Below are 13,049 nucleotides of genomic sequence, written 5' to 3' on the forward strand. Positions count from 1 at the left end.
AGTGCCGTGATCGGAAGTCTTGCCATTAGCATCAGGCAGGTCATTTTTGCTTTCGTCCTGATAGGAGATAAGGACTTGGCCTTGAGGCTGCTTGGCAAAAACAAAAGTAACATCTTGATTAGCGTAAATATCAGGTCCGTCATCATTAATTAATAGTTTGAAATCAACGATATCTTCAGCTGAACCAGGTGTAACTTCGCTTCCGTTAATTAAAATCTTCTTTAAACTGTAATTAGTAATATGTGCATTCTTATAACAGTCAAATTCTTCAGCAGCTTTAGGTTGTGTTCCTATTTCACCGACCTCAACAGTATCAGGTACAATTTTGCCATTCTGATCAGTAACCTGATTACCTTTCTCATCACGAAAATGGACAAAAACTGGATTAGCTATGGTTGATATAAAGATATCAGAAATGTTATTACTGTGATAATTTGTTTCAACCTGTTTTGAAGTCCAATTTTCTTTACCTGCTGGGTTACTGATACTTCCAGATCCTAAGCTGTTCCAGCGCGCTTTATTCTGAAAATCGGAAAGGCCAATTTTATTATCCTTTCCTAATACCAATACTTTTAAGCTTTCCAAGGTAAGTAACATTCCCGCGACGTTTGACGTGTTAGTCATATTAAAGCTGTGAATATCTAAGTACCTTAAATTAATACAATTGTGAAACATGTTGTACATGCGTGTCACTTTGACAGTATTAAAGTTTGATAAATCTAATTTAAGCAACATTGTTGAATCGGAAAACATTTCCGACATATCTGTTACTTCTGAAGTATCAAGATTATCCAAGCCTTCAATCGTTTTTAATTTGGTTAAGCCATGAAATAAGAAGTTGACTGATCCAGATAACTTAAGTTGACCGTCTATTTTGATATCAGTAATATCTAGTGGATTAACTCCTGCAATATATCCCTTATCTGAGGTTCCCAAAATTGGGTTAGGATTATTAACTGCAACTGGCTTTTCTTTGGTGCCGCCATAAATTGTCAACGATTTTTGAGTGGTATCATAACTGACTTTTATATTGTTCCAAGTGCTTTCGACAATATTAGGGTTCTCAGTATCTCTTTTACTAATATCACTATGAACTAAATCAGTATTATTTTTCTCAGAAGCAGCAGACGAATTTGCTGAATTGTCATTGCCGTTGATATTGTTGCTATCATTTGTCTCTTGACTTGAATTACTGTTATTTAATTGTTGATCATTAGCAGCATCTTTATCCATAGTTTCTGATTGTTCTGTTTCGGAAGAATCAGTCGAAGTAGATTCCGTAAGAACTGCTTTAGAAAGCTGAGTTTTACTGCTATTTTGGACATTTTGTGCCATTAAATACCCTGCCGATAAGCTATCGGCTTTAACAGTCTTGGGGTTAGCACTGAAAAATCCTATAGCTGCGGCTGTCATGCCCCCAACAAACAACTTTTCTCCTTGTTTATATATATTCTTGTGTGTTTTCATATAAATCCTCTTATAATCAGGTTTTTATTACGCATTTAGTATATTGCGGGTTTTTTTGAAAGTCAACGCGACTTTTAGAGATAAAAAATATTTTATATTAAATTTGATAGAACGTTATTTTATTTACTTAAAGTTTAACTGTTCTTTTTGCACACATACCAAAAGATGAATAATTGCTATACAAGTATACTAATATTGCTAATTTGTGATAAAATGCAAGTTTAGCTATGCTGATTTTTTAGTATCTAATAGTAGATATTGCATTATTAAGAAAAGTAATTACTATTTTTATTTTAAGTTATAAAAAAGACCTCAATAAGCAGTACTGACTACTGATTGAATTCTTGTAATATATTATTACTTTGTAAAAGATTACTTTCTTAACAAATTGACTCTTACCTATGATATAGTAAAATTAATTGTTAAACTTAATGGTACTGAAATACACTTTTATCTGTTGATTTTTCTTTAATAATTTATTATTAATTGGTTTGGCTTTTTAGTGTAAATATAAGCATTGTGTTTCAGTTTACGTTGAACACCTGAAACGTTGCTGACTGAGCCACTATTTGTGTTCTTTGTATATATGTGCTCTAATATTTTAGTTGGATCGGTTGGATATCATTTATCTTTATAGATTTTGCAACAGTACAAGTATAACCAGCTATATTCTTAACCGGTACTTCAACAGGGTCTTTATCCACGAATACATAACCATCTGGTGAAATTTGGTTTCCGTTTTCTTCCTCATAATGTGCCATAACGTTATAGCGAATAAATTCATCTTTAGTTATTTTTTTATAATTGTCTACTATGTCTTGTAAAGTCCCAGGTAATTTTGGCGAATCTAAGGATAGACTGTTTTCAGATTCTTTTTCAGTTCCATTACCCACGTTGATCCATGTATTTGTATAGCCATTAGTAAGTAGACTTATACCTTCAAATTTATTTGTTCTACTGATACTTATAGCGCATAAACTATCCAATCCTGCAAGTATGTTTATAGTTTTATTCTTGTCCTTATTCTTCAAGCCCGTCAAATCAACAGGCACATTTGTTATGTCAAAATTGCTGATATCAAGCTTTTGCAATGATTTACAGTAAGCAAACATATTAGACATGTCAGTAACTTCAAAAGTATCGAGATTGTCAAGTCCTTATATTGCGATTAATTGGTTAAGTCCATTAAAAAGTGTACTGGCAGGTCCGTAAATTTTAATATTTCCTTTAAACTTAATTTTCTTGATGTCAGTATCGTTTTTAACTCCCTTAATGTGAAAAGCGTAGTCTATATCATTATTTTCATTATGAATAGTACCATTGTAAACAGTTAATAAACCTTGTGTTTTATCCCATTCCAGTTTAGATCAGGAGTAGGAGTGGCGTCCTTTTAGTTTCATCTTCAAAGTAATAGGAGAGTTAGAATTTTTGATCCTGTAGTTACTGTGGAAGGTTTCGTATTAGCGCTATCGATGTCTAAGGTGCTGTTATTAGTATTATCATCTTCTGCAGAACTAGTGGAGCTAGAACTCTCTGAAGTTTTGGTTGCTATAGAAGTATTTGAGTCATTTTCAGTATTATTTGCATCCGTATTAATAATATTCTTAGTAGAATTAGGATACATATTGCCATTATGAGACAAGGTATCAGCCTTAACAGATTCAGGATTAGTTGCAAGTAAACATAGAACAGTAGCAGCGATACTAGTAAATAAATATATATGTAAAATAAAAAAATAGTAAAAAGTTTCTTGATATCTTATTTAAGACAAAGTTTTTATAGCATATAAAAACGTCTCTCAATTACTAAAATTTTTTGAGAGACGTTTATAAAAAATGTGCTTTTGCTAATTAATAAAAGCTAGCTTTCTTTCGATACTTGCTTAACTGGAAATCATAATGCCTTTTATGATTGCTTTAGTGAACTATATAAATATAGGCTATAATCCTACGCTTAGAAAGTTATAGTTTTGAATTAGTCTTTTTTACGTTCAAGCCAAGCAGCACCTAGAGCAGTGGCCAAGGCCAAACCACCTAGTGCCAGCATGGCTAAACTGTTGTGCTTCTCGGCACCAGTTTGCGGCAATGCATCAGTGCTGCTGTCCTGATGCAGCTTGCCTTTTTGTGGGTCAGAGCTAGCAGTCTTGTTTAATTTGCGACCTGCAGCCGCCAGTTTAGCAGGGCGGTTAGCCTGATGCTTGTTAGCTGTGAGACCTTTGATTGATTTGGCAGGTGCTTTCTTGCTCTGCTTATTTGCATGAAGGCCTTTAATTGCCTTCTTAGGTGCCTTCTTTTTCTTGTTCTTTTTGCTGGTCGGAATTGGAGTCGGCTCATTATCAGTCGGCGTCTGGCTTCCAGCTGGGGCAGTGGTGGAATTATTAGTTTGGCCATCACTCTTGCTGTAAACGTAGGTCACGCTTTGCGGACTGTTGATGAAGAAACCAGTCGCATTATCAGGCCGGGTCTTTAAAGTATAGCCAGAAACAGTTTCGGCACCAGTAGTATAGCCATCACCAATGCGACCTTGGATTACGCGGTCAGGAGCAACAGTGTTGCCATATTCATCTTGATAATGAACTGTGACTGCAGGCGCTATGGCTGCGGGGCTGTTGACAATTGAACCGGTAGTGTTAGAAGCATTGGAGCCATTAGAACCAGAACCATTAGAACCGGACCCATTCGAGCCGGAACCATTAGAACCAGATCCATTAGAGCCGTTAGAACCGGAGCCGTTAGATTCGGAACCATTAGAGCCAGACCCGTTGGAACCTGAGCCATTCGACTCAGACCCGTTGGATTCAGAGCCATTCGAGCCGGAACCATTAGAACCGGAACCGTTAGAGCCAGATCCATTAGAACCGGAGCCGTTGGATTCAGAGCCATTGCTAGTCTTATTCTCAGTATATATTAGCGTAACTTTTTGTTCTTGCTCACTAAGTGGAATAGTAGGGTTATCGGTGCTTTCAGTTACCGGGTCATCATTGATCTGATAGGAATCTTTCTTATAGTTAGCAAGCTCATCAAATGGCACGGAAGACTTGTCACCGAGGTAACCGGAAATGGTAGTAGTTTTTGACTCGCCATTTTCATCAGGAATATCATGCAAGTTGCCAGCTTTATCCTTGTACTTGTAGTAAACAGTAACTTTTCCAGCAGGAATACGGTCATAAATCAAGGTAACTTTTTGTTCCTGGTCACTGAGCGTAACAGCAGGATTATCGGTGCTTTCAGTTACCGGGTCATCATTGATCTGATAGGAATCTTTCTTATAGTTAGCAAGGTCATCAAATGTCACGGCAGGCTTGTCACCGAGGTAACCGGAAACAGTCTTAGTTTTTGACTTGCCAGTTTCATCAAGAATATCTTGCAGGTTGCCAGCTTCATCCTTGTACTTGTAGTAAACAGTAACTGGTTTAGCAGGAATCTGGTCATAAATCAGGGTAACCTTTTGTTCCTGGTCACTGAGCGTAACAGCAGGATTATCGGTGCTTTCAGTTACCGGGTCATCGTTAATTTGATAGGAATCTTTCTTGTAATTAGCAAGATCATCAAATGTCACGGAAGACTTGTCACCGAGGTAACCGGAAATGGTAGTAGTTTTTGGCTTGCCAGTTTCATCAAGAATATCATGCAGCTTGCCAGCTTCATCCTTGTACTTGTAGTAAACAGTAATAGGTTTAGCAGGAATCTGGTCATAAATCAGGGTAACCTTTTGTTCCTGGTCACTGAGCGTAACAGCAGGGTTATCAGTGCTTTCAGTTACTGGGTCATCATTGATCTGATAGGAATCTTTCTTATAGTTAGCAAGGTCATCAAATGTCACGACGGACTTGTCGCCAAGGTAGCCAGAAACAGTCTTAGTTTTTGGCTTGCCATTTTCATCAAGAATATTTTGCAGGTTGCCAGCTTCATCCTTGTACTTGTAGTAAACAGTAACTGATTTAGCTTCTTCTGGTGCATAGATTAATGTAACATCTTGCTGAGCAGCGGAAAACTTTACATCTTTTAAGTCTACAGGATTATCTTTTATTTTAGCTCCACTGAGAGTGTATGCTTTGCCATTAATGGTTACTTTATCCTTAGGTTGGAAAGCAGTAATTGGGTCATCATTAACAAGGCTATCACCTATGTTGCCAAATTGATTGTCATCATCCATATCGGGTATGGCATTCTTCTCATTGTCTTGATAGTGAACAGTAATTTTTCCACCTAAATTTTCAAAACGAATATAAGTATCATTAAGGTAAGTCTCTTTTATAAAATCAGCGGTAGTTTGATAAATATGTTTTCCTTTTGAATCAGCATATTCACCTTCTCCCATGTTTACCCAAGAACCTTCACCGCCAAGCCCCGTGTTAGCTAAGGTTACACCGTTGGAACAGAAATCAGCACCCACAACTAATTTTCTTAATTTTGTGATACCTTTGAACATATCTTTTGTAGCGTCTGTATTGTTAGGGTAAAAGTTTAGTATATTTAGTTCAACTAAACTAGTACAACCTTCAAACATATTTCGCATAGAGTAATTGGCACAAACGTCTTTGCTGAGTTGTTTGGTATCGAAACTAGATAAGTCTAAACTTGTTAAAGATGCACAGCCATTGAACATATTCTCCATATCGTATACTTTTGAAGTATCAATATTCTCCAACCCTGTAATTTTAGTAAGGTTTGTCAGTCCTGCAAATAGCCCATCAGCATTGTTCGTGAAATCCCAGTCCCCAATTATATGTATTTCTTTAACTGAAGTAGGATCAAAATTAGGTATACCTTGAATGTGGTTGGCAATACCAGCGCTGCCATTACCATCCCAGTTAAATGTGCTTTTTTTGGTTTTATCTCCAATTTCCATCACACCTGTATCTGTATTAAAAGTTACAGGTATTTTGTTCTGGGTCCAAGTACCCTGCAAACTAGTAGTATCATCTCTCTTTGCTTCATCAGAATCAAATTGATTTGAAGCTGAATTTGGTGTGTAAGTGCGAGTTTCTACATTACTATTTTGTGTTGTATTTGTATTATTATCTTGAGTAGTAACACTGGATTGATTATTATTTTCGCTTTCAGCTTCATTATCAGTGCCTTGATCATTCTCAATTTTTTGGTCATCTTCTGTAGTATCAGCGGTCTTAACCTTTACAGCAGTTTGATAATTTAATTTAGTTTTAGCTGCCCTTTTATTTGCCTTGTTTAAAGTAGCCCTGCTTTTGTTTATAGAATCGGCTTTAACTGTTTTTGGCTTGGCATTAATTAAACCCAAAGCAGCAGCAGCCATACTGCCAAATAATAACTTTTCACTACTTTTACCAGAAATTTTGTGTTTATTCATATTAATCTTAAACCTCTTTACTAACTAATCTTCCTTATGATTAAACCAAATAGCACCTAATGCACTTGCTAATGCAAGTCCACCCAAAGCAAGTACTGCTAAGCTGGAACGTTTATTTGAGCCAGTTTGTGGTAATAGCTTCTCTTTGTGGGTAGCAATATTTGAACTACCAGCTTTTTCCATATTTTTAGTTTTACCATTGTTATATTTATTTGATTTATTTTTTAATTTGGTAAAACCTTTATTATTTGAACTTGGTTTATTTCTGTGTTTATTTAATTTTTTACTAGTATTTTTGTGTTTACCTGAAGATACATTAGACCCAGTATTATTGGATCCGTTATTTAAATTGTTATCTGAGTTGTTGCCAATACTGCCGGTAGCACCATTATTATTACTACTGCTACTGGAATTATTACCCGAACTGCTGCTACTGTTTCCGGAATTATTACTGGAGCTATTGTTAATGCCAGACCCAGCGTTGTTGCCACTACCTGAGTTATTGGAATTATTGTTACCTGAGCCGTTATTATCTGAACCGTTTGAACCATTAGAACCGGAATCATTGCCGTTGGAATTGGAACCGTTACCTGAAGCGTTTGAACCATTAGAACCAGAGCCATTATCACCGGAATTGTTTGAGCCATTACTGCCGTTTGAACTATTGCTTCCAGAAGTCTGACTATAAATAAGAGTGACGGTTTGAGAATCTTTGGTAAGTGGAACAGTAAAGTCATTAGCATTAATTACTGGATCTTCATCATTAATTTGATAAGACTCTTTAGTATAGCCATCAAGTGCATCAAACTTAATGTTTGCTGAATGTTCAAAAAGATAACCATTTATGGTAGTGGTTTTTGGCTTGCCATTTTCATCAAGAATGTTCTGCAATTGACCGTCTTTGTCCTTGTACTTATAGTTGACAGTAATTGTTCCAGCCAAAATTGGGTTGTAAATAAGAGTGACGGTTTGAGGATCTTTGGTAAGTGGAACAGTAAAGTCATCAGTATTATCTACCGGCTTTCCTTCATTAATTTGATAAGACTCTTTAGTATAGCCATCAAGTGCATCAAACTTAATGTTTGCTGAACGATCATGAAGAGAACCATTTATGGTGGCAGTTTTTGCCTTGCCATTTTCATCAAGAATGTTCTGCAATTGACCGTCTTTGTTCTTGTACTTATAGTTGACAGTAATTGTTCCAGCTGAAATTGGATTGTAAATAAGAGTGACGGTTTGAGGATCTTTGGTAAGTGGAACAGTAAAGTCATTAGTATTAATTACTGGATCTTCATCATTAATTTGATAAGACTCTTTAGTATAGCCATCAAGTGCATCAAACTTAATGTTTGCTGAATGTTCAAAAAGATAACCATTTATGGTAGTGGTTTTTGGCTTGCCATTTTCATCAAGAATGTTCTGCAATTGACCGTCTTTGTCCTTGTACTTATAGTTGACAGTAATTGTTCCAGCTGAAATTGGATTGTAAATAAGAGTGACGGTTTGAGGATCTTTGGTAAGTGGAACAGTAAAGTCATCAGTATTAATTACTGGATCTTCATCATTAATTTGATAAGACTCTTTAGTATAGCCATCAAGTGCATCAAACTTAATGTTTGCTGAACGATCATGAAGAGAACCATTTATGGTGGCAGTTTTTGCCTTGCCATTTTCATCAAGAATGTTCCGCAATTGACCGTCTTTGTCCTTGTACTTATAGTAAACAGTAATTACTCCAGCTGGAATTGCGTTGTAAACAAAAGTAATAGTGTGCGGAATGTCACCAAATTTTACATTTTTGAGATCAGATACTGTTTTTTCATCAAGTTTAATATGTTCTAGCTGGTAATCCGTATTTCTATTTAACTTTATAGAATTAAATGTTGGTAAAGTGTCAAGTAAAGCTGTATTTTTAAAGTCATATAGCTGATCAGAAGGTACAATATCTTTTTGATTGTTGTCTACGTATTTAACTGTAATTAGAGAAGGAGCGGAAAAATTGACATATGTATCATAATCTTTACTTGGGTCGTATTTATTAACCAGCTGATCAGCAGACCAGGAATTCTGATCTTTTGGCACTTGTCCGCTACCCATATTTGTCCAAGTACCTGAAGTGTTAAATCCAGAATTTAATTTATCATTGAAAGGACTTGTACCAATGTTATTTTTCTTGCCAAGTACCAATATTTTCAGATTTTGTAGACCACCTAGCATGCTTTCTGTTGTTGAAACATTAGACATATCAAAGTTACTAATATCCAATCTTTCTAAACCAGAATTAGCGAACATAAACCACATATTAGTAACATTTGAAGTATCAAAACTGGATAAATTTAATCTTTTTAAGCTTGCACATTGGTTAAACATATCAGACATGTCTGATACATTAGATGTGACAAAATTTGTCAGGTCTAAGCTCGTTAAGGAATAACAAGTATCAAACATTCCCCGCATATTTCCTACATTTGAAGTATCAAAGTGAGAAACATCTATGGTTGCTAGAGAAGTACAATTTCGAAACATATAATCCATACTAATGCCGCCACTTACATTAGTTTTGGCAGTAATTTTAAAACTAGAAAGATTTAAATTAGACAGTCGTGAACAATTATCAAACATGAGCGTGAATACTTCTACTTTAGAAGTATCAAATGCAGATAAGTCTAAATTCACCATTGCCGAGCAGTAAGCGAACATATTTTTCATGGTGACTACATTAGAAGTGTCAAAAGTAGTGGTGCCAGGATTGCCGAATTTAAGGTCTGTTAAACTGCTGCAATAGTCAAACATATCTTCCATACTTGTTACATTAGAAGTTTTAAAAGTAGAAACGTCTAAAGAAGTTAATTTTTGGCAGGAATGAAACATTCTGGCCATATTGGTAACTTTTGCAGTATCAAGAGGAGATACGTCTAAAGAAGTTAATCCATTGCAGTATTCAAACATACCATTCATGTCTGTAACATTAGAAGTATTTAAGGGAGATAAATCTAGCCCAGTTAATGCTTTGCAAGAAAAAAACATGTTGGCCATATTTGCAACTTTGGCAGTATTAAAAGTAGATAAATCAATATCAGTCAATTTTTCGCTGGTATTAAACATATCTGACATATCAGTTACATTTGAAGTATTAAACTTGGTTGCATCTTTAGTTCCAAAATTAATGCTTGTTAAATTTCTGCTGTTGGCAAACATTTTTGCCATATTAGTTACTTTAGCAGTATCAAGGCATGAAACATCCAAAGCTTGAAGAACATTATAATTGAACATACCGCTCATATCGGTTACTTTAGCTGTGTCAAAATGGGATAAATCTAAACTAGTAACTGCACACCCGGAGAACATATCAGCCATATTAGTTACATTGGACGTATTAAAACGTGAAAGGTCTATACTTTGGACGCCACAGCTTTTAAACATGGATGCCATGTTGGTTACCTTAGCAGTATTAAATTTAGCTGGATCAAACTTTAAATTTTTCAGAGCTGAACATCCATAAAACATAGAGTTCATATCAGTAACGTTAGAAGTGTCAAAATTAGATAAATCTAAGCTAGATAGTTTATAACTGCCACTAAACATGTTTGCCATATTGGTAACTTCTTGTGTATCTATGTTTTCGAGTCCATTTATGGTTTCTAAATTAAATAAATCTGCAAATAAATTATCAGCAGAACCAATAATTTTAATTTTGCCTTTGATTGTTATAGTCTTGACATAGTTTGAGGCTACATCATTGATGTTTCCATCAATACTAATTTTTTTAATTGGTTCAATATTGTTAGAAATAACTGCTGGAGTATCTGTTCCACCATATATAGTCAGCTCATCTGTATTACTTTCGTAGGAAACAGTTAACCCGTTCCATTTACTTGTTACAGCACTTTTAGCAGCTTGATTTGGGTCAAAGTTATTTGAATCAGTATCCTGACTGCTGGTTTGAATAGTGTTACTATTAGAACTATTTTCTTTGTTATTGTTTTTGCTAGCAGCTATATTTTGACTACTATCGTTATTTGAAACTGGATTTTGTTCACTATTAGTAGGTTTTGTAATATTGGTATTACTATCTGATCCTATTAAATCTTCTTGATTCTGATCAGTAAGCTCATCCTGATTTTCAAAAGAAGTTTGTGGCTTTGAGGAACCAGAGTCCCTAGTCAACTTTGAACGAGCTGTTTGATAATTAATTTTAGTTTTAACTGCTGCTTTTTTAGTCTTTTTAAACGTAGAATGGTTTCCATTCAAGTTAGCAGCTTTAACTGTTTTTGGCTTAGTGCTAATTAGACCAAAAGCAGCAGCTGCCATACCACCAAGCAGTAGCTTTTCACCTTGCTTATTGGTGTTCCTAAGTTTATTCATATATTTCCTCTTCTAAATTTTATATCTATACAATTTTAGTATAGTTTGGTAGACAGTTAAAATCAAGATGATATTTGTTAATATACTATTTCTATAACAAAAATCAGAAAATATAAAAAACATACTTATACAGTCATTTAATCTGTAAAAGTATGTTTACTAATTATTTATTCTTTTTTTCTATCTAACCAAGCTAAACTAAAGGCACTTATTAAAGCTATGCCTCCAAGTGTCAGCATCGCTAAACTGGAATGTTGATTTTTCCCAGTTTGTGGCAAAGAACTAGAGTGTTTATTGTTTGTGCTGTTTGCTTGTTGCGTAATAGTTTTTCTTTGCACTAGTTTAGTAGGAATGCTTGATTTTTTATCAAGTTGTTTTCTTCTGTTAATATTTCTTAAGTGCCTTGTTGGTTTACGCTTAGGTTTCTTTATAGTTGGGACTTTAGTCGGCTTATTATTATCGGGTTGTTTGTCAGTGATTTGGTTACTATTAGTTTCATTTTTACTATAAATATAAGTTACATCTTGTGGAAAAGTAGTAAAGAAGCCAGTAGCATTATTTGGTCTGGTTTTTAACGTGTAACCTGAAATAGATTTAGTTTCAGAAGTATAGCCGTCACCAACATAGCCCTCTAATACAACATTTGGAGTTAAAATATTGCCATATTCATCTTGGTAATGAACAGTAACATTAGGTGCCTTTGCTTTATTGGGCGTACTACTTGAGTTTTGAGTATATGTATAAGTTATTTCCTGAGGCTTATCACTCAAGTAAAGGGTTATGTTTCCTTTATCTGTTATTTTTTTACCATTGATTTCAGAAACGGAATAACCAGGAATTTCTTTAGGTTCTACAGGTATTTTTTGACCAATTGTTCCAGAAATGATTCTATCTTCACTAATGGATTTCCCTTGGTTATCTACATAATGAACCTTAATAGGTTGAGCTTTGGAAGTATATTTTAAATTGACAGTAGGATTAGTGGCATCAAAGATACCAGAGGTTTTACCATCTGCACTCACAAAGGCATAACCAGGAAACTTATAGTCATTGGGATTAATGTTCCATTTATCTTGATCAATTTTTCCATGTAAAATTGTATCGTCAATTTCTTTGCCATTTTTGTCTAAAAGCGGCTTGCCATTTTCATCTTGATAATGAATGGTGACCTTGCCTTGATCAGTGTAAACTAAATTGACAGTAGGAGTAGTGGCATCAAAGATACCAGAAGTTTTACCGTCTGCCTTCACAAAAGCATAACCAGGAAGCTTATAGTCATTGGGATTAATGTTCCATTTATCTTGATCAATTTTTCCTTGTAAAATTGTATCGTCAATTTCTTTACCATTTTTATCTAAAAGCGGCTTGCCATTTTCATCTTGATAATGAATGGTGACCTTGCCTTGATCAGTGTATACTAAATTGACAGTAGGAGTAGTGGCATCAAAGATACCAGAAGTCTTACCGTCTGCCTTCACAAAGGCATAGCCAGGAAACTTATAGTCATTGGGATTAATGTTCCATTTATCTTGATCAATTTTTCCTTGTAAAATTGTATCGTCAATTTCTTTGCCATTTTTATCTAAAAGCGGCTTGCCATTTTCATCTTGATAATGAATGGTGACCTTGCCTTGATCAGTGTAAACTAAAGTGACAGTGGGGTTAGTGGCATCAAAGATACCAGAAGTCTTACCGTCTGCCTTCACAAAAGCATAGCCAGGAAGCTTATAGTCATTGGGATCAATGTTCCATTTATCTTGATCAATTTTTCCTTGAAGAAATGAATCTTTAATTTCTTTACCATTTTTATCTAAAAGCGGCTTGCCATTTTCATCTTGATAATGAATGGTGACCTTGCCTTGATCAGTGTAAACTAAAGTGACAGTGGG

At 35.0% G+C, this 13,049-nt stretch carries 5 protein-coding genes; all 5 read right to left on the bottom strand.

The genetic code is table 11. From position 1 onward, the window contains the following. A partial coding sequence (locus H3U49_RS03115) for a BspA family leucine-rich repeat surface protein (RefSeq protein WP_198179598.1) occupies positions 1-1,467 on the bottom strand: 1,467 nt, incomplete at its 3' end. A gap of 593 nt (positions 1,468-2,060) precedes the next feature. Continuing rightward, positions 2,061-2,588: a hypothetical protein gene (locus H3U49_RS03120; protein WP_198179600.1), complete on the bottom strand. Its 528-nt coding sequence runs from the start codon at positions 2,586-2,588 to the stop codon at positions 2,061-2,063. A gap of 853 nt (positions 2,589-3,441) precedes the next feature. After that, positions 3,442-6,795, bottom strand: coding sequence for a MucBP domain-containing protein (locus tag H3U49_RS03125; RefSeq protein ID WP_198179602.1), 3,354 nt, complete (start codon positions 6,793-6,795; stop codon positions 3,442-3,444). A gap of 24 nt (positions 6,796-6,819) precedes the next feature. Further along, on the bottom strand, positions 6,820-11,160 hold the full coding sequence (locus H3U49_RS03130; RefSeq protein ID WP_198179604.1) for a BspA family leucine-rich repeat surface protein: 4,341 nt from the start codon (positions 11,158-11,160) through the stop codon (positions 6,820-6,822). 167 nt (positions 11,161-11,327) lie between these two features. Further along, positions 11,328-13,049 (bottom strand): MucBP domain-containing protein (locus tag H3U49_RS03135; RefSeq protein WP_198179607.1); only part of this gene is annotated, 1,722 nt, incomplete at its 5' end.

The sequence above is a fragment of the Lactobacillus sp. W8174 genome (genome assembly GCF_016100975.1).
Classification (GTDB): Bacteria; Bacillota; Bacilli; order Lactobacillales; family Lactobacillaceae; genus Lactobacillus; species Lactobacillus juensis.